Annotated in this window: 19 protein-coding genes; 9 read left to right on the forward strand and 10 right to left on the reverse strand. The window is 40.3% G+C overall.

Annotated elements, in window-relative coordinates; translation table 11 throughout:
• The first annotated feature begins 337 nt into the window (after window positions 1-337).
• Together VF06_RS00135 and VF06_RS00140 are read left to right on the forward strand one after the other, a co-directional pair.
• A complete protein-coding gene (locus VF06_RS00135) occupies window positions 338-1,345 on the forward strand; it encodes a tetratricopeptide repeat protein (protein ID WP_244917983.1) in 1,008 nt (335 codons plus the stop codon).
• Window positions 1,346-1,623: 278 nt separating this feature from the next.
• The gene (locus VF06_RS00140; RefSeq protein ID WP_099071413.1) at window positions 1,624-2,172 is read left to right on the forward strand and encodes a phosphate-starvation-inducible PsiE family protein; all 549 of its coding nucleotides are present in this window, start codon (window positions 1,624-1,626) and stop codon (window positions 2,170-2,172) included.
• Between the two features lie 149 nt (window positions 2,173-2,321).
• Here the strand turns inward: VF06_RS00140 and VF06_RS00145 are convergent, their stop codons facing one another.
• The gene (locus tag VF06_RS00145; protein WP_099071414.1) at window positions 2,322-2,867 is read right to left on the reverse strand and encodes a cysteine hydrolase family protein; all 546 of its coding nucleotides are present in this window, start codon (window positions 2,865-2,867) and stop codon (window positions 2,322-2,324) included.
• 171 nt (window positions 2,868-3,038) lie between these two features.
• Between VF06_RS00145 and VF06_RS00150 the strand changes: the two genes are divergently transcribed.
• Entirely contained in the window at window positions 3,039-3,284 is a 246-nt protein-coding gene (locus VF06_RS00150) for a hypothetical protein (RefSeq protein ID WP_099071429.1), read from the forward strand.
• Between the two features lie 329 nt (window positions 3,285-3,613).
• Here the strand turns inward: VF06_RS00150 and VF06_RS00155 are convergent, their stop codons facing one another.
• From VF06_RS00155 to trpS, 3 genes are all read right to left on the reverse strand, one after another.
• On the reverse strand, window positions 3,614-4,426 hold the full coding sequence (locus tag VF06_RS00155) for an Rpn family recombination-promoting nuclease/putative transposase (RefSeq protein ID WP_099071415.1): 813 nt from the start codon (window positions 4,424-4,426) through the stop codon (window positions 3,614-3,616).
• 255 nt (window positions 4,427-4,681) lie between these two features.
• On the reverse strand, window positions 4,682-5,602 hold the full coding sequence (locus VF06_RS00160; RefSeq protein ID WP_099071416.1) for a methylenetetrahydrofolate reductase: 921 nt from the start codon (window positions 5,600-5,602) through the stop codon (window positions 4,682-4,684).
• Between the two features lie 114 nt (window positions 5,603-5,716).
• A complete protein-coding gene (gene trpS / locus VF06_RS00165) occupies window positions 5,717-6,727 on the reverse strand; it encodes a tryptophan--tRNA ligase (RefSeq protein WP_099071417.1) in 1,011 nt (336 codons plus the stop codon).
• Between the two features lie 50 nt (window positions 6,728-6,777).
• Here trpS and VF06_RS40055 point away from each other — a divergent pair, with 50 nt between their 5' ends.
• Entirely contained in the window at window positions 6,778-6,915 is a 138-nt protein-coding gene (locus VF06_RS40055) for a hypothetical protein (protein ID WP_180267413.1), read from the forward strand.
• 75 nt (window positions 6,916-6,990) lie between these two features.
• On the opposite strand, the gene VF06_RS00170 is transcribed toward VF06_RS40055, so the two are convergent.
• The 3 genes from VF06_RS00170 to VF06_RS00180 form a co-directional block, all read right to left on the reverse strand.
• On the reverse strand, window positions 6,991-7,848 hold the full coding sequence (locus tag VF06_RS00170; RefSeq protein ID WP_099071418.1) for an Rpn family recombination-promoting nuclease/putative transposase: 858 nt from the start codon (window positions 7,846-7,848) through the stop codon (window positions 6,991-6,993).
• A 66-nt stretch (window positions 7,849-7,914) separates the two neighbouring features.
• A complete protein-coding gene (locus VF06_RS00175; RefSeq protein WP_099071419.1) occupies window positions 7,915-8,781 on the reverse strand; it encodes a hypothetical protein in 867 nt (288 codons plus the stop codon).
• A gap of 120 nt (window positions 8,782-8,901) precedes the next feature.
• Entirely contained in the window at window positions 8,902-10,167 is a 1,266-nt protein-coding gene (locus VF06_RS00180) for a glycosyltransferase family 4 protein (RefSeq protein ID WP_099071420.1), read from the reverse strand.
• A gap of 678 nt (window positions 10,168-10,845) precedes the next feature.
• Here VF06_RS00180 and VF06_RS00185 point away from each other — a divergent pair.
• A complete protein-coding gene (locus VF06_RS00185) occupies window positions 10,846-11,577 on the forward strand; it encodes a DUF429 domain-containing protein (RefSeq protein ID WP_099071430.1) in 732 nt (243 codons plus the stop codon).
• 82 nt (window positions 11,578-11,659) lie between these two features.
• Here VF06_RS00185 and glgP read toward each other — a convergent pair whose 3' ends face one another.
• Window positions 11,660-14,224, reverse strand: a complete 2,565-nt coding sequence (glgP, locus tag VF06_RS00190; protein WP_099071421.1) for an alpha-glucan family phosphorylase — start codon at window positions 14,222-14,224, stop codon at window positions 11,660-11,662.
• Between the two features lie 562 nt (window positions 14,225-14,786).
• Entirely contained in the window at window positions 14,787-15,110 is a 324-nt protein-coding gene (locus VF06_RS00195; RefSeq protein ID WP_099071422.1) for a hypothetical protein, read from the reverse strand.
• A 566-nt stretch (window positions 15,111-15,676) separates the two neighbouring features.
• Here VF06_RS00195 and VF06_RS41915 point away from each other — a divergent pair.
• From VF06_RS41915 to VF06_RS00210, 4 genes are all read left to right on the forward strand, one after another.
• Entirely contained in the window at window positions 15,677-15,847 is a 171-nt protein-coding gene (locus tag VF06_RS41915; RefSeq protein WP_180267411.1) for a hypothetical protein, read from the forward strand.
• 625 nt (window positions 15,848-16,472) lie between these two features.
• Window positions 16,473-17,180, forward strand: a complete 708-nt coding sequence (locus VF06_RS43325; protein WP_099071423.1) for an acyltransferase — start codon at window positions 16,473-16,475, stop codon at window positions 17,178-17,180.
• A gap of 370 nt (window positions 17,181-17,550) precedes the next feature.
• Complete coding sequence (locus VF06_RS00205) at window positions 17,551-17,667, forward strand: photosystem II reaction center protein I (protein WP_099071431.1); 117 nt, start codon at window positions 17,551-17,553, stop codon at window positions 17,665-17,667.
• A gap of 181 nt (window positions 17,668-17,848) precedes the next feature.
• The gene (locus VF06_RS00210) at window positions 17,849-20,458 is read left to right on the forward strand and encodes a DUF3769 domain-containing protein (protein ID WP_099071424.1); all 2,610 of its coding nucleotides are present in this window, start codon (window positions 17,849-17,851) and stop codon (window positions 20,456-20,458) included.
• A 143-nt stretch (window positions 20,459-20,601) separates the two neighbouring features.
• Here VF06_RS00210 and VF06_RS00215 read toward each other — a convergent pair whose 3' ends face one another.
• Window positions 20,602-22,101, reverse strand: a complete 1,500-nt coding sequence (locus tag VF06_RS00215; RefSeq protein ID WP_099071425.1) for a hybrid sensor histidine kinase/response regulator — start codon at window positions 22,099-22,101, stop codon at window positions 20,602-20,604.
• Window positions 22,102-22,103: the final 2 nt, after the last annotated feature.

The raw sequence follows: 22,103 nt of genomic DNA on the forward strand, positions 1-22,103 counted from the left end.
CCGACCACTCTGGGTAGGGGCTTGAGGATTTTTAATTTGGAATTTGTTCCGCCCATGTTAGCGAAGTGCGACGCAGCCTGGGGGAGACATGAACCGAAATCATCTAAAATCTCAAATCTTAAATTGGCGCAGTCAAAATTACCCCTTCTTTAATTTGTTATTATCCTACCTTTAATCGATATTTAAAAAAATTGTAGCCTGTCGTAAGATTTAGCTTAAGAAAAGTTAAGCTAAACAAAGTTCAATAGGTAATCAAAAAGTTTTGTAAAAAACTTTAGCATTCCCCAAACTTTTTGTTAAGTAAACTAACTGAAAATTGTTGCGATTTAGAAAATCTATGAAATTATCACTTGATAAATATGGCATAACAACTTTAGTCAGTTTGATATTAGTAGGTAGCGTCCCCTCTCCCTCATTTCCCTCATCCCTCTTATCTTTGCCTCCCCACGTCCCCGCATCCCCGCGTCCCCGCATCCCCACGTCCCCGCGTCCCCACGTCCCCGCGTCCCCGCGTCCCCGCATCCCCTCATTTCCCTCAAACCTGGCACAATCTAACACTCAAAGTGCTATGGACTGGTTAAACCAAGGCTTACAAGCAATTCAGGCGGGAAGAGTGCAAGATGCCATCGCCGCCTTTAAACAAGCAAGTCAATTAGATCCCACATTAGCCGCCGCACATTACAACTTAGGGCTAGCATTACGACAAATAGGACAATTACAACCCTCTGCGGACGCATTTTATCGAGCGACGCAAGCCGATCCGAAATTTGCTCCGGCTTTCGCTAATTTAGGCGGTGCGTTGTTAGAAGGGAATAATTTAGAGTTAGCTAACGATTACTTGCTACGCGCCTTAGAACTCGATCCCAAACTAGGATTTGCTCACTATAACTTGGGCTTACTACGAGAACAGCGACGAGATTGCGATCGGGCGATCGCATCTTTTAAAAAAGCCATAGAATATAGCAAAAATGCCCCAGAACCTTATTATCATATTGGCATGTGTTATCTACAGCAAAATCAGAGCGATCGAGCTAAAGAAGCCTTTAATCAAGCAATAAAAATTAATCCTAAATATCCAGAAGCTCATTATAATATTGGTTCAATTTTATTTAATCAACGTAAATTACAAGAAGCTTTAGAAGCTTTTAGAAAATCAGCCGAAGCTAACTCTAACTATCCCAATGCTTATTATGGTGCTGGGTTAGTTTTTATGCAGTTACAACAATATAATGATGCCGTACAAGTCTTACAATTTGCCAGAGATTTATACAATGCTCAGGGAAATTATCAATGGGCAAAAAACACCGAACAATTGTTACAACAAGCACAAAATTTAATTCGATAAATAGTAAATAGTGAACAGAAGAATTCAGAATTCAGAATTCAGAATAAAAAAACCTTGATGTTAGGGTTTGAGACTTTCCTCAAAATTCGGTATAAGAGTTTAAGGGTCAGAATATGTGATAAGTCAATATACTAATCCTACTAGATTCCTGATGAATTCTGAGTTCTGAATTCTGACTCCTGAATTCTGAATTCTGAGTTCTGAATTCTGCTGTAACATAAAATTATGGGTTGACTCGCTGGTGTTGTCTGAAGTTGTCCTAACTGGAATGAAACGTAATGCAAAAGCGCCTGAAGAGTCGATTTTTATTTTGCGATCGCTGGCTAGATCGCCATTCAATTGTTCGCAACATGGAAGCCTTTCAAGACTTAATTGTGATTGTCTTGTGTTTGGGTTTATTCGCCGTTATGCTCATTCAATTGTGGGGGATAGGTGTTGCCCTCACGCAGCCACTAGACTATAAACATGTGACTGCAAAAATACTATTTGTGTTAATTTTAGTCGAGTTATTTCGACTATTAATGGTCTATTTGCAAGAACATAGTATTTCTGTAGGAGTCGCAGTTGAGGTAACAATTGTTTCTGTTCTCCGAGAAATTGTAGTTCACGGGGTCTTAGAGATTTCTTCTTTTCAAACGGCTGCAATTTGTGGCTTATTGTTTATTCTGGGTGGCCTATTAATAGTCTGTGCTAAAACGCCACACATGGATTGTATAAGCGCTAACACTAAATTGTGTCCTATTGTTTATAAAGGAGGTAGGGAACGCCCAAAGGATCTGCAATTTCAGTATTCACGTCAATGTGAAGAAAACCAACCTCTCGCATAAATTCCTATCAAAAACAGGAGTGGGAGAAAAGTAAATTTAAAGATAAAAGATAAAAGTAATAAAGGTATCTTTTTACTTTTTAATCTCCCCGCTCCTTTGCTTGAGGCTACGGCTGATACCATTTTTTTATGAGGCTGCGCCAAATCAGATTATTCAAAATTGAATTGGTTTAAATATTTATTTAAATTTTCTTTATCTAAAGATTCAGTTATAATTTTGTTGATTCCAATTAATTGACTCAAAATTAAAATTGCTGCTTTGTGGTAATCATCACCTCCATTTGATGCTGAATAATACGTCAAAACATAAGAAATAATATTATTTTCAAAAAAATCAATAGCAGTTTTTAATACACAACCCTCGGTATCAATTCCACAAATAAATACTGTCTGAATATTTCTTGTTTGAAGAAATCTTAAAGTTTCTTCATTGCAAGCAGTATAAACAGTTTTGTCAAAAACTATCTTAGCAAATGGTTCAATATCGTCAACAATTTTTTGTTCTGTTTCAGAAAAAAGTTGATGCCAATTTAAATATTTTACATAAGGACTATCGGTGGTATTTATAAATCTACTGAATATAACATTGTCGAATATATTTTGTTTTAGTAAAAACTTAATTTTCTGTACAACATCACTGGTATTTTGAGTTATAAATCCATTTTGAATATCAACGATAAATAGGCAACAATTCATGATGTTTCTCAAATAATAACAATTACAAAATCAAGAACTGACTAGTTATTTGGTACATTACCGACCCTTGCAAGGTACTTCCGACGTATTGAACTATACCCTTTTTGGAAGATGAATTACTCTCTAAGGCTCAGTATAAGTGAATTAGAAATCTTAGAAGAGGTTCAAATAATGACTACTAATAGAGGTAACGGACAGTCTCAAGAACCAATTAGCAACTTGGAGTATGATTTTGTCACCGTGTTGCACAACAAGGCTGAAGCTGTTAAAGCTTATGAAACTTACATTAAAGATGCACAAGAAGTGGGTTCCCAGCCATGTGTAGAGTTGTTCCAGAAATTGCGGCAATCTGATATTGAGCAAGCCAAAGAAATTCGTCACCATCTACAAGAAGTGCTGCAACACGGTAAGATGTAACCTATTTTGATGCAACGGACAAGTCTCAAGCGGCTGAGTACTCTATGTCATTAGTGATATGCCGCTAGAGACTAATATTTAATACCAAAACAAAAACCATTCTCGCCATTAGACCTCTTGCAATCAATTGCTTTTTGGACTCTTGTGGTCAAAGGGAATCATGTTAAAGAAGAAAGGGAAAATACCAAACCTTTCCCCCTTTTCCCTTCCCCTTTTCCCGACTTCTCTTAGAAGTCTATTATGACGAGGATGGTTACAGGCAATTGGTTAAGCGATGTACAGAAAAGTGTTGCCAAAGGTAAAGCACCAAATTCAACAACAATGCACAATCAGCCAGACTGATTTTCAGCTACTTGCTGTACTTGCTCAACTGTTAAATCAAGAGCCGTTGCTATTTGTTCCACACTTAAACCTAATAACAACAACCTTGGAACAGCTTCTAATTTAGCTTCCTGGCGGCCTTCTTGACGGCCTTCTTCCAAGCCGTCTTGTTTGATTGATTGATACATTCTTGTTTTCTTGAATTCCTCATCTATGCCCAACATTTTTTCTAACTCCTCTCGGCTTAATCGGGTAAATTTGTACAACAAGATGGTTTCTATCAATTCTACAATTTGCTTTTTGGTTGCTTCATCTGCCAGTTGCTGTCTTGCCTGCAAAATCAATTCTTTACCTTTGTCAATGGCTGTCTCTTCTTTCTCGATAATTAATTTGACGATCGCTATTTGCAATGAGTTGTCTGTTGTCCCTAATTCATCTAGATAAATACATTGCACTTGTGGACTGTTTAGTAGCAACTCATAGGGCAAGCGATCGCTTGGATCTAAACTCCTTTGAGGATAGATAACTACAGCACGCCAATGATTTACTGATTGGTTTTGGCGTAAATAAACAAAGATTTCTGCAAAGAAGCGTCTGTAAAAAACCGAGTCTAGTTGAAACTGAACTTCAACAAAGTATAGTGGTTGATCTATACTTTCATTTGTAGGAACAAACACCCCATCAATGCGAAAGGCAGTTTCTTTTACTTCCACAGAAACAAATTCATAGGCATTGACGTTAACAGTTGTATCTCCAATTATAGCAAAAAATATGCTGGGAAAACTTTGAAATAAGCTATAAAATATTTTATCAGTTTGCACTGGTATTTAGTTAACGTAAAAGTCTGTATTTAAAGTTTATCAACAAAAGCGATCGCCTTCTATTTCCACATAGAAAAAGCAGGTGGAATAACCAACTGCTTTCATTAAAAATAGACCTTTTGCACAAGAGTGCTTTTTGTACTCTTGTGGGAAAAGGTATACATCTTTATTGGGAAAAGGGAAAATATCAAACCTTTCCCCCTTTCCCCTTTCCCTTTTCCCTACTTCTCTTAGAAGTCTAATTTATTGCTGCCTTTACCTTGCTACCAACTGATTAACTGTTGCAACTCCAGCTAAATCTAAAATTGGTGAAATTAAATCTTCACGTTTCACTGCCATCATGTGGACACCTTGACACAATTGCCGCGCTATTTGCACTTGTTCGGCAGCAATTTTCATGCCTTCTTCAAGGGGATCTTTGGCTTTGGCCAATCTATCAATAATATGTTGGGGAATATTTACTCCCGGAACACACTTATTAATAAAATGAGCATTTTTAGCTGATTTCAACAGAAAAATTCCTGCCAAAATTGGTTTTTTATAACCAGTGGCAATTGTGTCCATAAATTTTTCTAGACGTTCAAAATCGGTAATTAACTGACTTTGAAAAAATTGCGCTCCGGCTTCGATTTTGCGTTCAAATCGACTTTGCAAACCCGACCAACTCTTACATTGTGGATCTACTGCTGCACCAGGAAATAAATCTAGTGCCCCATCAGTTAGGGGTTTATCGTTGCAATCAACGCCTTGATTCATTTTGCGAATTATTTGTAGCAGTCGCACAGCTTCCAAGTCAAAAACAGCTTTGGCTTCTGAATGATCGCCTGCTTTTACTGGGTCGCCAGTGAGGGCTAAGATATTGTGTATGCCTAAAGCATGAGCGCCCATCAAATCGGCTTGTAAACCAATGCGGTTGCGATCGCGGCAAGCAATTTGACAAATCGGCTCGACACCGTTTTGTAATAAAATTAGTGATGCCACTAATGAAGACATCCGCAGCACAGCGCGGCTACCATCGGTAATATTGACGGCATGAACCCTCCCCTTAAGGGTCGCCGCCATTTTAATCATGTGGGTTGGATCTCCTCCCTTTGGAGGTGCTACCTCAGCCGTAACCAGAAATTCACCTGCTTGCACGGCTCTACGGAAGGCAGTGGGGCTATGGGTGTGATGCATATCATTAGAAATCTTTATTTATTAAAGAATAAGTCAGAAATCAGAATTCAGAAATCTGAATTCTGGATTCTTTCTTGTTAAATGGTATAACAAATCACACCCAAAAGGTAAAACTCATAGAGGCAGAGAGTAGCCTAAAGCGACTTTGACTTGTGATAGAGTTTGATTGGCGATCGCTCTCGCTTTTTCGGCTCCATCCCGCAACACAGACTCTAAATAGCTTTTGTCTTCAGTTATCGCCTGATATTTTTCTTGGATTGGTTTGAGAGCCTCAATCATTGTATCTGCTAACAATGGCTTGAATTGTCCCCAGCCCATATCCTGACACTCAACTGCTACATCTTCTTTTGTCTTTCCAGAAAGCAAAGTATACAGAGTTAATAAATTATTGCATTCTGGACGCTCTGGGTCGTCAAAAATCAAACCACGAATCGGATCGGTTTTACAACGCTTAATTTTGTATTGAATTTGCTCTGGGGAATCTAGCAAATTGATGCGGCTTAAATCTGAAGGATCGGACTTAGACATTTTGCGCGTACCATCTGCCAAACTCATCACCCTTGCGCCTTGTTTGGGAATTAAAGGATCTGGTAACTTCAAAACTGGACGATCTGGTTTACCAAATTGGTGATTTAACCGAGCTGCAATATCCCGTGTTAATTCCAAGTGTTGCTTTTGGTCTTCACCCACTGGGACTTTATCCGCTTGGTAAAGCAAAATATCAGATGCCATCAGTACTGGGTAATCCAGTAAACCTGCACTCACATTTTCTCCCTGTTTGACGGCCTTTTCCTTAAACTGGATCATATCTTGCAGCCAGTTTAGGGGTGTAATACAGTTGAGCAACCAGGTGAGTTCGCTGTGGGCTGAAACGTGGGATTGCACAAAAATGGTGGAGTGATTTAAATCAAGACCACAAGCTAGATACAAAGCAACAAGGGTATAAGTATCAGCTGCCAACTGTGTTGGGTCGTGTGGCACTGTAATTGCGTGTAAATCAGCCACGAACAGGTAATTTTCGTATTCGCTCTGACCTTCTACCCAGTTGCGAATGGCTCCCAAGTAGTTGCCTAGATGGTAATTGCCGGTTGGTTGAACTCCAGAAAGAACACGTTGCTTGCCCATAAATTTTCAACTTAGTTATCTCAAATCTGCGCTAATGAAATTGCAGTCTGGTGGTAATCCGCTTCTTTTCTCTACAAGAAGCTGCATCAACCCAAACGCGTCTACGCAAAACTCATTTAATTTTGACATTTTCCGTGTCAACTCGCCGTTGGGGAATTACAAATTTAGTGGTGAGAGCAGATTTGTGATGAATTTCGGGAGATTGCAAAGTTTCTATCTGCAAATTTGAAAAGATTAAGGCTGTTCTTGAGCCTACTCGATCGTTATGCTTCTAACCAAGCCTGCAAATCGGCCATACTGGTAAAATCTAACAGTGCTTCGCCAAGATTTTCTAGTTGTTCTAGGTTGAGAGTTTGAATGCGATCGCGCACATCTAGAGGTAATTCTCCCACTCTTCGAGTTAGTTGACGAAAAATCAGCGACCTTTCTCCTTCTTCTCGTCCTTCTTCTCGCCCTTCTTCTCGTCCTTCTTCCTTGATTTCTCGGTAAACTCTTGTTTCCTTGAGGGTAATTCCTAACATTTCTTCAACCTCCTTACGGCTTAGTTGTTCAAACTTGTACATTATTATCGTTGTCACTAAGTCAATTATGGCGCGATTTATAGTTTCAGGCTGTTCAACAGAAGAACGCTCAAGCAAATATCTGGCTTCAGAAGGTGCTTGTTGTTCCTCCACTGTAGTTAAGACCATTAACGCAACCCATAAAGGTAACTGACGAATATCCCCCAATTCATCTAAATAGACACGATGGACTTGGTTTCCATTCAGCTGATTTCGATGGGGATAAATATCCCTTTGTTCCACACTCCTTGATGGATAAATGATTACTGCTTGCCAATCGGAAAATCTGGCACGATTGCGATAGAAATATAACGAAGATTCTGCAAATAATCTTTCGTACAACTGTTCATCTTTTTGAAATTGTACTTCACAGAAATATACAGCACCGGGGCTTTCATGTTCTGGTGGCAAAAATACTCCATCAATTTCAAACTTTGCTTCTTTGAGAGCCACTGAATCAAATCGATAAGCATCTGCATTTGGTGGAGGATTTGTCAATAGTTCAAATAGTAAACTAGGTGATTGTTGGAATATTTTGTAAAATATTGAATCTCGGCGCATGGAATTTTGCTAGTGAAAAACCTATATAATATATCTTGCTTGCCAAATTAAAAATCCAAACTTTTATTAATTTTGTGCCAAACCTACTTGTCCTCCAATTAAACCTAAAAAACCTGTACCAAAGTGTTGAATTTCCAAAAAGCTGGCTTGTTCAGGTGAGGTTTTATAAACTCGGAATGTTTTCATAATGCCCAAAGTTGCAGCACTTTCTAAAGGGCCAATAAAGCTTGTATCTCTGTTAAAAAAATAAGATTGATTAGCCCAATAAACCATCTGATTTGCATTTAGAAAATAACAACCTGAATGAGGATTGAGGGCACGATTAAATGTAATAGATGTATTCATAATTGTACCCTTGAGTTCTTGTTGTTCCTGCACGTTTTGAAAAGGAGCAGTAACTCGTAAAGCCAAATCTCCATCAATGTAAGCTTTATGAACTAAACCATTCAGTGAAATTTCATAACGATTTGGCTGGAGCAAATTTGCGTCATTTGTTTGTTGGGTAAACCAATCTAATTTAACAAAAAACCAAGGGTCATGAACGATTAAATCATCTTCCATAAAGCAATAGTAATCGTATTTTCCAAGATAACTTTGCAGCACAGCTTGGCACTCAAATCCTAAAAGCATCGGTTCTACATTACTAGAATGATGCTTATATAAATGAGATGGTATAGGAAGCTGATTCAAAAGATGATTATTTTGAGTTGTACAAATAACAATATCTAATTCGTGAGATAAGGGTTGATTGGCAGGAAAAGCTAATCGTTGAGCAATATTAATGATACTTTGAGATTTACCAAATAATTGGTGCAAGCTAGCAAGGCTTTGGCTCAAAGCTTGCAAACGAGGTTTGGGGTCTTTGCGTTGGGAAGCATGACGGCCCTCATCGCTAGGTTTAAAAAAATGGGCAATAGTAATCAGAATTCGCATTTTTAGTATTATTAGTCATTAGTTATTAGTCATTAATCATTAGTCATTTCTTCCTCTGCTCCTCTTCTCCCTTGTCCCCTTGTCTCCCTCATCCACTCTCTGTCAGTATTGATAACTGATTTAATTTCCGGCAAATCCTTTAGAAACTTTAGGAGTTTGGCGCTTTTTACTCTCAGCCTTCTTAGTAGCTAACATCCATTGCAAATGCTCTGGTAATAGTTTTGCTACATCATAATGTTGGAGAATTGTCGCTCGTGCGTTGGCACGAATCGCTTTCATTTCTTGAGGATTATCTAGGGCTTCTTCAACTCGATCTGCAATATTTTGGGGAGAAAAGAAATCTACAAGTAGTCCATTAACGCCATCTTGTATTACCTCTAAAACTGGTGAAGTTCTGGAAGCTACTAACAAACATCCCACTGACATTGACTCTAACATCGACCAAGATAAAACAAAAGGACGGGTTAAATAAATATGAGCAGAAGACGCTTGTAATACTTGGAGATATTCATGGTAAGGTAGACTATCTGTAAAGTGCAGCCTTGATAAATCTAAAGATAATTTTTCTAGCATTAATTGTTTATAAGTCTTACCATCGGGGAGATTTTTACCATAAGCAACTCTGTCTTCTCCCACAACTACTACATGGCATTGGGGTCGGCGTTGTTGAAGTAGGGCTACAGCTTCCATAAACTGGGGAAAACCTCTATAAGGTTCCATTCCTCTTCCCACGTAAGTTACCAATTCTTGTACATGGGAAAGGTCGAGATTTATTCTTGGTAAAACTAACTTAGCATCTGGTTGAGGAGCAAAAAATTTGGTATCAATTCCGTCATGACAGACTGTGATTTTATCTTGAAATTCTTTAGGAAACTGTTGCCGCTGCCAATTAGTAGGAGAAAGTCCGCGATCGCAACTGTATAAATCAGTTAAAATCGGTGCATTTTTTACGCGAATTCGGCATACATCATCAGCATTTAATGGCTCATTGGGATCGAAATCTGCATCGGAACCATAAGCATGATAAAACCACTCAAAATAACACAATAATTCTGCCTTGGGAAACACATCTTTCATAAACAAAGTCGGCCCCCAACCAGAATGACCATAAATTATATCTGGAACGAAACCCTCAGCTTTTAATTTTTCCGCCATCCGGTAAACAGCTTGACCAGTAAGTACAGCATTTTCCAGGTTACGAACGTAGTGGTGGGTTTGGGGAGCAGCTTCACGAGAAGGAGTATAAATAGCTTTATGAACGCCAAATAATTCTCCTTCGCGACGATTTGTGCCATAGACTATTCTGAAATTTTTATCCCTGCCCAAAAACATCGCGAGGTTACGAAATTGCGCGGGAAAGTTGGGATGTAAAAATAAAATCTGCATCGCAATTAATTTAATTAGATTATTGTGAGATAAAAGAAAACAGGAATCAGGAGTCAGAATTCAGAATTCAGGAGTCAGAATTCAGGAGTCAGAATTCAGGAGTCAGGAGTCAGAATTCAGGAGTCAGGAGTCAGAATTCAGAATTTAGAAGTAGTTTAGAATAGTTAGGACATAACCAAACTATTTTAGTTGTAAAAATTTCAAATAATCCTATTGTGGATTTTGAAATAACTGTGAAAAATTTTCTTTCAATGAAGAATTAAGGAATATCTCAAACGTCATATTTTTTGCTAACTTTCAATAATTCTGGCTCCTTAATTCTGACAATGTTTTTAAGATTATAAGATTAATTGCAAGATTTTTTTCGTAATTCAATATTAGTTAACTTAAGTTGTTTTTGAACACTCACACTCATTTGCGTTCACAAGTAATATAGCAGCCCCAAATACTGCCCAGAGACTTATTTGACTACAGTCAACAGTCAACCGTCAACAACCACCACTAATATTTTTCACAACTCAAACTAGCGTTAGTAAGGGCGAACGGCTGTTGTCTCCTACTAAGGATTTCGGGTAACGGCGCATTAATTATTGGAGATGTCTATTGAATGGAACTAGCTGCTGTTTTGGTGAGCCGTTGCCGGGAAATGCGAAAATAATGAAAATGCGTGTAATCACCATGAAATTTATTGGCATTGATTTAGGCTGGAAATCTCAACCAAGCGGACTATGCTGTTTAGGATGGATAGATGGACAATTGCAACTGCTAGATTTAGACCGCAAAGAAGCCATTGCAGATATCCTGGCATGGATTGATGACAGCGTACAACCAAAGGAACCAGCCATCATTGCTGTAGATGCACCTACCTTGATACCCAACGACACTGGAAGTCGCCTTCCTGATAAACTCACTCACAAGTATTTTGGTAAATATCACGCTGGATGCTATCCAGCTAACAAAAATTTACCCTTTGCCCATCGCACCATCAACTTTGGTTTAGAGTTAGAATCTCGTGGTTATCTACATGCACCCACCATCGAACCACAAAAACTTGGCAGATATCAAATAGAAGTCTTTCCTCACCCAGCAATTGTTCATCTGTTCAACTTAGAACGCATTCTTAAATACAAAAAAGGACGCCTTAGCGAACGGCGCTTAGAATTAATTAAACTGCAAAATTATCTTCTTCATATCCTCCCTTCCCTTTCTCCTCCTCTGCGTGTGTGCGATTCATTTGTGAAGGAAATTCCTACCACAGGTGCAGCCTTGAAAGCAACTGAAGATCAACTAGATGGGCTAGTTTGCGCTTATGTTGGTGCATACTGGTGGTATTGGGGAGAACAACGTAATTTAGTACTTGGCGATCGCACCACTGGCTACATTGTGATTCCTCAAAGAATTTTATCTTAAAATCTGAAATTATATAGAATAATAGGCGTTGCTGATTTTTAGCAACGCCTATTATTTAGTATTCAAAAACTATTTGGTAGTATTATTCTGCCCAAGCAATCAATCTTGGCTCATAAGGACTAGAAAGATGTTGATGTTTTGGTAATACCCGCAAAGACAAACCTTGTAAACCAGAGTTTGTATAGGTAATGTTAGCGGTGTAAGTACTCAATCCTTGGGAATCTTCTCCTTGGTAATCCATCACCACTGGTATAGCGTTGACAATATCACCATTGGCATCGATGGCACCTTGATATAACTCTACCTGTACATCATCATTGTTCAAAGTTGCCAAGTCAACTTTAGCTTTCACAGCCACAGTTTGGTTAACTTCAATATCTGCGGGTGTGGATACATCAATATCTTTGATTTTGATGTTGAACCAATGTTCGCTTAATTGTGCTTTCCAGGCGGCTAGTTCTTGGGCTGGGGCATAGTTATCAGCGGTGAGGATATGATAGCGATCGCTAGCTGGAAAATAAGCTCTTTGTGCATATTCTCCCACCATTCGCGCTGTGTTAAAGAATGGACAATTCAAGCGAATTGCATCTTTCATTTTGGCAACCCACGGCCGCGGTAAACCATCACTATCCCGATGCTCGTAAAATAAGGGTACAACTTCCTTCTCTAATAAATCGTAGAGGGCGTTGGCTTCTACTTCATCCTGATAGGTGGGATCGTCGTAATTTTCTCCATGTCCAATTGCCCAACCGGTGCGGACGTAATCAGCTTCATCCCACCAACCGTCCAGTACGCTTAAATTCGGCAAGCCATTCATTGAGGCTTTCATCCCACTGGTACCAGAAGCTTCCCGCGGACGACGCGGTGTGTTTAACCAGATATCACAACCGGCTACCATCAACCGGGAAATGTGAATGTCGTAGTTGGGAACAAACACTATCTGCTTTTCTAAATGCTGTTCGCGGATAAAGTGATTGATGTCGCGGATGAGTTCTTTTCCCGGAATATCTTTTGGATGGGCTTTACCTGCAATCACAAATTGCACTTTTCGATCTTTGTTGGCTAACAAAATCCGCTTGATGCGTTCTATATCGCGCATCCACAGGGTAGCACGTTTATAGGTGGCAAAGCGACGAGCAAAGCCAATGGTGAGAGCGTAGGGATCTAAAACTTCTTGGGCTTGGACAATTTCCGAGGGTGAAGCGCCGCGATCGCGTAAATGCTTGACCAAATGTTCCCGCACGTACAATATCATGTCTAAGCGGCAGCGTTCGTGATTCCGCCATAATTCTTCATCAGGTATGGCGTCCATCCTCTCCCACAATGGACTGTCTACTGGTGCTGATGACCAATTTGGCCCCAGGTAGCGATCGTATAACTCTTGAGTTGATTTGGCAACACAACTCCGAGCATGAACCCCGTTGGTAATGGCGGCGATGGGCACTTCTTCCACTGGCACTTTTTTCCACAAGCCTTGGAACATTTGCCGCGATACCACGCCGTGCAGTTGTGCTACGCCGTTGGAGAATGTTGCCATTTTCAACGCCAACACTGCCATACTGAAAGGCGCGGATAAATCACCTGTATTTTCGCGTCCCAGTCCTAAAAATTGTTCTTTGGGCAAGTCAAAGATTTCTGCATAGTACCCCAGATAGTACAAAACTTTATCGGGAGCAAACAAGTCAATACCTGCTGGTACTGGCGTGTGAGTGGTAAAGATGTTGCTGGAAGCCACTACTTGTTTAGCTTCGGCATAATCCAATCCTGCTTCCTGAATCAGCAGCCGGATGCGTTCTAGGGCAGAGAAGGCAGCGTGACCTTCGTTCATGTGGTAGGCTGTTACCTTCAACCCCAAGGCTTTGAGCATTTGCACGCCACCGATACCCAACATGATTTCCTGGTGGATACGCATGTCGATGTCGCCACCATAGAGTTGGTCTGTGATGTCGTGGTCGTAGGGGTTGTTGGGTTCAATGTTGGTGTCTAGCAGATATAAAGGCACTGCTCCCACCTGTACGCGCCAAACTCTGGCGTACACCTTGCGCCCTGGATAGTCTACTGCAATTCGTAGTTCTGAACCATCTGGATTGCGCTCTAGGTGCAGCGGCATATTGTAGAAATCGTTGATGGGGTAGCGTTCTTGCTGCCAACCATCAGCATTGAGGTACTGGGCAAAGTAGCCTTGCTGGTAAAGTAAACCTACACCTACAAGGGGTAGCCCCAAGTCACTGGCAGATTTCAGGTGATCCCCGGCCAGAACCCCCAAACCTCCAGAATAGACGGGCAAACAATCAACAAGTCCAAATTCCGCCGAAAAATAGGCGTAGCATTCTTTAGGTTTATTTTCTCGTTGTTTCTGGTACCAGGTGCGCTCTTGCAAATAATCTTCTAACTGGCGGTTAGCTCTGTCCATTTGGGCGAGGAAGCCTTCATCTTCCACAACTTCCAAAAGTCGCGCCTGGGAAATAGTACCCAGCATCAATACCGGGTTATGACGGCTAGACTCCCACAAGTCAGGATCTAAGCGGCGAAATAAATCTTTAGTCTCAACGTTCCAATCCCAGTGCAAGTTATATGCCAGCCGCCGCAGCGGTTCGAGTCGCGGCGGTAGTGAGGGGGAAACATTGAATGTGCGAATTGGCTGCATAGGTTGGCAAGACTCCAAGTTTAGCTATGGTTATTGTTTACTTTCTTTACCAATGTTGCCAATTCTCTATAGCCTAGTTTGTGAAAAAACCATGACTTTGTTAAGCATTGAGAAATTTTCTTAACCTGGTTGCTAGAGTTTGCACCAAGGTATTTTTTATTCTATGCCTTACTTTTAGCCATATACTTGGCATATCAAAATTTAACCATTTACTGGCATGTATCGTTTAATATAGTTTGGTTTTCCAGAAATTATTTATATTTATTTTAGTATTCGTTTTGGGGATCAATTATTGATGCCTTAATAAAGATGGAAATATTATCATCTTGATTTCAATCATCAGAAAAAATTAATTATTTTTTAATAAAATTTTCCAGATATAAATGTATTGGTGAGGTTAATCTATATCTATAAATTATGCGATCGCATGAAATTATTTGATTGCGTTGCAAGTTGTTGCTAAGAAGAACTCTAGCAAGGAGTCAAGCAGAAAAAATGACGGGCAGCCACTTAGTATCAAGCTTTGATACTACAATAGGAAAACAATTTAATCAATGTTATCTTATGCACCTAGTGAAGGTTGATCTTTAGTATTTTTTGACAAGGTAAGAGCTATAGCTGCTGCATAAGCAATCTCGGCTGCAACTTGATAAGCATGTTTAATACTCGATGAAGCGTCCTTGGTTTTGGGAACAGGAGAAGCTTTTTTGCGTCGTGATTCTTGCTTGACATCACCTGCAACAACAGATCGCTGGAGTAAGATCCAAGCATCGAGATCTTCGGAATCATAATCACTTTGAATTAGCGATCGGATTTCATCTTCAGCTACAATACTCAGATGACCAGTAGCTAGAGCTTCTTCTACAATTTGTTTAATTAAAGCCATAATTTAGACCAAGTGTGTGAGTTAAAAGCGATACCTCAATTTCTGCAAATGCATCTTGCCTTGTCAGCTTTTCCCTGAAAATGGGATGTTTTTTAGCTTTCCATAAAATTTATAACAACCAAACCCAAGCACGCATCACCCACTAGGCTCACCCACTTGGGTGATTTACAAATTTTGAGATCTAAGTAACAGGGAAGAAGCTAATTTTTGGCTTTTTGTCTTTTCCAAAAAGAGAGTGTAATTTAGTATAGTAGATATCATTTTCAACTTAACGAAAACTAAAAATTTTTTTATAGTTGAGTAACGGTATAAATATTATTAGTCATTAGTCATTGGGCATTTGTCATTAGTCATTAGGCATTTGTCTTTTGTCCTGACTCTACGTGCCCCGCATCACCACTGCTGAATTAGTTCGTAAAAAACTTAGCTGATTTTGATAATTTTTATCAGTAAAACGCCTGAAAATCAACTTATTTCAGAAAGATTGCTCCACTAAAAATAAAATGTGTTATCGTTAAAAACAATTGTAATTAAAAGCCATTTATCTAATTGATTAGAATTAATTGATGAAGATAAATTGGTTAGTCTGTAAATCATCCGTGTGCAACATGATTGGAGCAGCATACTCTAGAAATACGTTGCAAGAAAGCCGTCATAGCAGTCGGGGAAGCGCTTACTTGTTTGCACCGATGGTTAACTTCAATGTGATGGCTGATGTGGGAGACAATCCACCTTAAGTTGGCTTGAATTTGGGCAGAATAACCCATCAAAATCCAACATTAATTACATATTCTGCTAGACAAAAATTGTCAAATGTATTTTTGTTGCCAAATAGCTTGTAGAACTGAGTTGTTTGAAGACACTAAAACAGCCTGAGAATAAATAACTTCCAGGTAAACAACTCGATGTGTAATTGTGTAACAAGCTTTGAAAATTTTTTGCCCAAGAACTAAACAAGTATTCTCATCTCAATTAATAAATATTCCCATCAGACAATTTATATAGTCTGAGCTTTGACTCTGCAATGCTTTGAGTTGTTTTGTGAATATTAGTCTCTTGAAAAATCAGCACAACTTTTGCATCAGTTGACTGCTGCAAAAGCCTCAAGGGACAAAAGCGATGGTGTATATCAGTTGGGCAATCATACCGCATTAAAATTAAAAAATTGCTTGCATAGTTAAAGCCAGACTTTGGTGATTCCCAAATGGAAAATCATCTAAAAATGCTGGGGAATATAGTAATACCATTAATTTAAATCAGGTATTCAGACATACCAGTATCAATGATATTGGTACGAGATTAGGATACAGCCCAAAAAAGCTTGAAAACCTCAACAACCATTGATTGAAGAGATATGTAACCATGTACAAAGACCAGTATTTTTCCAAACTTCAGCGCGCCCAAGAACTATTAGTAACTACAATCTTCGGAGATTTGCCGACACTCCTTTTCGGGTCAAAGTTGCGAAATTTAGTGTATCGTAGTATTTTCGCCAAAATAGGCAGCCCAGTTTATATTCAAAATGGTGTTGAATTGAACAGCGCTTATTGTATTGAAATTGGTAATGGAGTATATATTTTCAAAGGCGTGCGCTTGGACGCCAGCGGACACAAAAACAATAGAATTTATCTAGCAAACAGAGTGGCCATTGAACGTTACGTTGATATTGGGTGTTTAGAAAATACGTATATACATATTGATGAAGATACGTTTATTGGCCCCAACGTCTGTATTGAAGGGCCAGGAGACATTAAAATTGGCAAACACTGTATGATTGCTGCCCACTCAGGAATATATGCTAATAATCATAACTTTGCCGATCCAATGCGACCAATAAAATCCCAAGGTGTAACTCGCAAAGGAATTGTGATTGAGGATGACTGTTGGTTAGGGCATAAAGTTACAGTATTAGATGGCGTTACCATCGGTCAAGGCAGTGTAATTGGTGCAGGAGCAGTGGTAAATAAAGATATTCCTCCTTTCTCCGTTGCTGTAGGTATACCTGCACGAGTAATTAAAAATCGAATTGGTAAGGAACTGGCAATAGTTCAGGATAAGTCAGGGTGTTGAGTGATGAGTGTTGACTGTTGAGTGATGACTGATATCAACTCTACTTTTTTGGGAAACTTATATTGTTAGTCAACGTCTTGAAAATAGCCAATCTCTGAGTTATTTTTTAGAGACAACTAGCAAGTCAGACACGCACCATTTTCAATAAACTTGGACATTGGGAGTGTTGAGTGAGGAATTAGGAGTTAATATTATGGTCTCTGTCCCTCGTCTTCCCAGTCTCTAGTCTCCAGTCCCAGTCCCAATAACCAATCCCCAGAATCTCGTCTCAAAAAGGGACGAGATGTGGGTAATATAAAGTAGCTACTTTTTCTGCATGGCAGATACCGAAAGAAAAGCTCTCTTTGTCATACCCGTTGGAGATGTTTGTATGGTGACTTTAAAAATCGTTGTTTATATTGTTGTTGCCTTCTTTATAGGTATTTTCGTCTTCGGATTTTTGTCGAACGACCCAGCTCGTAACCCCGGCCGTCGGGACTTGGAGTAAAAGAGCGATAAATTATCCACAACTTTGGAAGGCGGAAAATACTCAACGCCAGGGAAACTTACTAGGTTAAAGTTAGTAAGTTTCCTGCTCCAAGTAGCAGAAGGCGACAGTCGAAAGGCAAAATGTATATTCATGCTTTTGTTCGCCATTTGGCTGTTTGTTAGCTCGGTTTTGCTCAAATATGCTTCATCCTGTTCTGCCGCCCGATCCGCCTCCTATTATTGAACCTTTACAAATTGCCGATCCTGTCTTATCTGCTAATGATACTAAGTCTGCTTCAGGTCTCAAGACTCGAACACACTTAAATACAGATAAATCCAAGCATGACAACGATTTGGCTCAGTTGCCGATCGCCGATGACACCAAAAGTTATCAGCGATCGCCAACTCCCCTTGATTCAACTGCTGATGAACAGCTATTTGCCGAAACTCCATCTCCACCCAATCCACCAGAAACTTTCCCTCCAGAATTTTCTTCTGGTAACGCTTCCCAAAGTGCGGCACTTCTGGGGCAATCTTTAGAAGTTGGTTATCCCACGCAGCCAGTTTCAATTTTTGATGTTGGTGAAAAAAAGGTAGAGAGACGTGGGGAAGGGGAGACGGGGGGACAAGGAGAAAAAAAGCTTGAAGGATCTGAAGAACTCCAAGAGCGATCGCCAAATCCCGACTTGAGTAATCAAGAAAAACAAACCTCATTAGATTCTCCCCCCCCTGTTTTTGCGTCTGAGGCTCTCTCACTCCCCGCGTCTCCCACTCCCCGCGTCCTAGCGTCTCCTCCTCCTGTTTCTCCATCAAATTCTCAATCAGTACAAAATTTAATACAGTTTAAGTCTCGCAACCCAACAAATAAACTTTCTGCCCCCTTCACTGTAGAATTTTATTCTCAAACCCAAACACCAACACCTACGCCACAAACGCCAGCTACTACCGTACCAACTGCCGCACCGAGAATTGTAGAAGTAACTTCAGATCGGCAGGAGTATGACGAACAACGGCGGATTATTACGGCTGTTGGTAATGTGGTTGTGCGATTTGATGGAGCGGTGGTAGATGCCGATCGCCTGCAAGTCAATTTGGATAACTTAATTGCTGCGGGGGAAGGTAATGTAACTCTCACACGGGGCGATCAAGTACTGCGGGGACAACGTTTTACCTATAATTTTGTTCAAGATAGCGGGGAAATGCTCAATGGCAGGGGGGAAATTTACATACCCTCAGCCAATACAGACTTTGTTTTCTCATCCACAGACATCACCGCAGGTGGAGTACCACAACGTCCGCCGAGCGATCGCATAATAGCCAATCAGCCGCTTTCAGGTGTCAGCAGCCCTGGAGGAATCGATATCACAGTTGGTGCTGGTCAGACAGAAGCTAGCAATCTCCCTCCTCCAAAAGCTGGGGGTGCAGTTAAACGGCTGAGATTTGAAGCTCAACAAATTGACTTCTATCCCCAAGGCTGGCAAGCAAGCGATGTTCGGATCACCAACGACCCTTTTTCTCCCCCAGAACTAGAGTTGCGTGCAGATAAAGTCACTTCGACGCGGGAATCACCCTTGGTAGACCGCATCCGCACGCAGGGACAGCGTTTAGTATTAGATCAAACAATTTCTTTACCAATTCCCGTAAATGAGCGGACAATTGACCGTCGAGAGCGGGATGTTACACCCTTTATAGTCTCTCCTGGCTACGATAAAGAAGACCGGGGTGGTTTCTATATTGAGCGTGGCTTTCGAGTCATTGATACAGACCAGACACGCTGGACAATTACGCCTCAGTTATTTTTACAAAGGGCTATAGAAGGAAACGAGAACTTAAGCGCAATATTTGGTGTCAGAACCAGGATAAATTCTGTTTTGAGTCCGCGAACAGTAATTCAAGGTACTGGAGAATTAACTAGTTTTGATTTTGACAATATAGAAAACAGTTTCCGGGCAAATTTGGGATTGCGCCAAATAGTGGGCGATCGCCTTCCTCATCTATTGAATGTGCAATATAATTACCGCGATCGTCTCTACAATGGCACCCTTGGTTTTCAAGACGTTCAAAGTAGTTTTGGTGGTTTAATTAGCTCTCCTGTAATTCCTTTAGGGAAAAGTGGCATCAACCTCAGCTATCAAGCAAGTGCCCAATATATCGATGCCAATACCGATCGCCTAGATTTACTAGAGCCAGTGCGAGAAAACAATCGCATTTCACTAGGCCGCCTACAAGCCAGTGCTGACCTCAGTACTGGGTTTCTACTGTGGCGGGGAAAACCATTACCACCGACATCCAGTGAAGGATTACGATACACAGCTACCCCCGTAGTTCCTTACTTGCAAGCGATCGCTGGCGTCACGGGCACCACCAGTTATTACAGCAATGGAGATAACCAAAGCACCCTAACTGGTAGAATTGGCTTACTAGGGCAAATTGGTAATTTTTCTCGACCCTTTTTCGACTATACTGCCTTTAATATTAGTTATTCTCAAGGTTTAAATAACGGATTATCGCCTTTTTTATTCGATCGCTCCGTTGATAATAAAATATTGACTGCTGGCATTACCCAACAAATTTATGGGCCTCTACGCTTAGGTTTTCAAACATCAATTAACTTAGATACAGGTAAAGAATCTAGCACCGACTACATTGTGGAATATAGCCGCCGCACCTATGGCATTACCTTGCGTTACAACCCGGTACTGGAACTAGGTGCTATTAACTTCCGAATTAGTGATTTTAACTGGAATGGTGGCACCGATCCATTTTCGGAAATTAAGCCGGTAGTCGGTGGAGTCCAACAGAATTATTAATCAAATTGGGCATGGGGCATAGGGAAGGGGAAAGGGGAAAGGGGAAAGGGGAAAGATTAAATTTATTCCTTTTCCCTTTAACCTTTTCCCCTATCTCCCCATCTCCCCATCTCCCCATCTCCCCACCTCCCATTCCCCCATTCCTACAATTCCGGGGTTAAAGGCAAAATAACTGTAAATGTAGTACCGACATTTACTTCACTTGTAAAGCTGATTTGACCTCCGTGAGCATCAACGCATCTTTTAACAATCACTAACCCCAACCCTGTGCCTTGAATTGATTGGACATTCGAGGCTCGGTAGAATGATTCAAAAAGTCGGGCTTGGTCTGCTTGCGGAATACCAATGCCTTGATCTTGAATATAAAAAATTGCGACTTTATCCGTAGGATCGCATATTAAATCGAATTGAATATTACCTCCTCTGGGAGAATATTTGACTGCGTTTGACAGTAGATTTCCGAACATGTAATGTAAGAGTCGCTCATCCATCACAGCGTTCGTATTCTCACTATGACAAGTAAAAATAATTTGACTAGTACTATTGATAACAGTAGAAAAATCTTCAATTAGTTCTCTACATAATTGTTCTAAGTTAATGGGAGCAGGATTACATACCAGTCTTCCTGCCTCCGCATGACCCATAAATAGTACTTCTTCCATGAGTTGGTTCATGGATTGCACAGCACCTTGAATGCGTTTTAAATAGGTGCGCCTTTTAACATCTGTCAAATGCGAACCTTGGAGTTCTATAAGTTCTACTGCTGTTTGAATAACTGTTAGGGGATTACGGAATTCATGAGATACAGTGGAGATAAATAAAGATTTTAGACGGTTGAGTTCTTGTTCTTTTTGTAATGCTTGTTCTAGCAATTGTGCTTGACGGCGTTCGCTAAGATCCCAAAAAACAATTACTACGCCATTTATCTGGTCGGGACGCCGCCTCAGTGGTGAAGCACTATCCCCAATGGGAACTCTTTTTCCGTTCCTAGTAATTAGCGATGTAAATTCTCCCAAATAAACAACCTGTTGTTCTCGCAGTACTCTTGTAACTGGATTTTCTAAACTAGCTTCTGTAACTTCATCGACAATATGAAAAATATTTGAGGCATCATGGCCTAAAGCATCTTCTTGCTGCCATCCAGTTAGTGTTTCAGCCGCCGGATTCATGAATGTCACCATTCCTTGCTCGTTGGTGGCAATTACAGCATCACTCATGGAGTTTAAAACAGTTGCTAACTGGTCTCGATTCTCCCGTAGTTCGCGTTCTAACTGGTGTTTTAATAAACCGATTTCAATAGCTATTCTTAAATCTTTTGTTGTAAATGGTTTAACAATATATCCGAAAGGTTGAGTAACTTTTGCTCTTTCTAGAGTATTTTCATCGCCATAGGCAGTGAGAAAAATCACGGGAACATCTAGCTGTTGGCGAATATGAGCAGCAGTAGTAATACCGTCCATTTCTCCTTTGAGGATAATATCCATTAGTACTAATTCCGGTTGAGTTTCCCAGGCCTTAGCAATGGCAACTTTTCCGGAGGAAGCTGTACCTGTGACGGTATATCCTAGTTGGGTAAGTTGGCTGGCAATAGTTCTAGCCACAATCACTTCATCTTCAACGACTAAAATCCTAGCTTGAGGCATTT

The sequence above is a fragment of the Nostoc linckia z4 genome (genome assembly GCF_002608075.1).
Taxonomy (GTDB): Bacteria; Cyanobacteriota; Cyanobacteriia; order Cyanobacteriales; family Nostocaceae; genus Nostoc; species Nostoc linckia.